The sequence below is a fragment of the Mycobacterium sp. IDUB_19 genome, from assembly GCF_055419445.1.
The window spans coordinates 1-290 of the sequence record NZ_JBVAXR010000211.1; the positions used below are offsets into that span (position 1 = coordinate 1).

The following is a 290-nucleotide window of genomic DNA, read 5'->3' on the forward strand; positions in this document are numbered from 1 at the left end:
GACCTCAGGTCCTTGATGTCCAGCAGCGGCAGGCCCTTCTGATCGGCCCAGTGGAAGATCAGCCCGAGCGTGGACTCCTGAGTCGCGTTGAGGCCCAACACCTTCGACAGCAGGATCGGGCCGAAGCTGGTGATGGTGGCCCGGACCGGTACCCCGATCCCTTCGGTGCCCAGCGACAGGAACTCCACCGGGAACCCCGTCGGCGCCCAATCGTCGCCGGTGTCCTTGGCCCGCTGCTCGGTCTTCTCGCCTGCCTCGCCCGGCTTCGACAAGCCCGACAGGTCACCCTT

General features: G+C 66.9%; 1 protein-coding gene. It reads right to left on the reverse strand.

Annotated elements, in window-relative coordinates; genetic code table 11:
* The coding region (locus tag ACZY0B_RS27985; protein WP_463767456.1) for a helicase HerA-like domain-containing protein at positions 1-290 on the reverse strand (290 nt) is incomplete at both ends.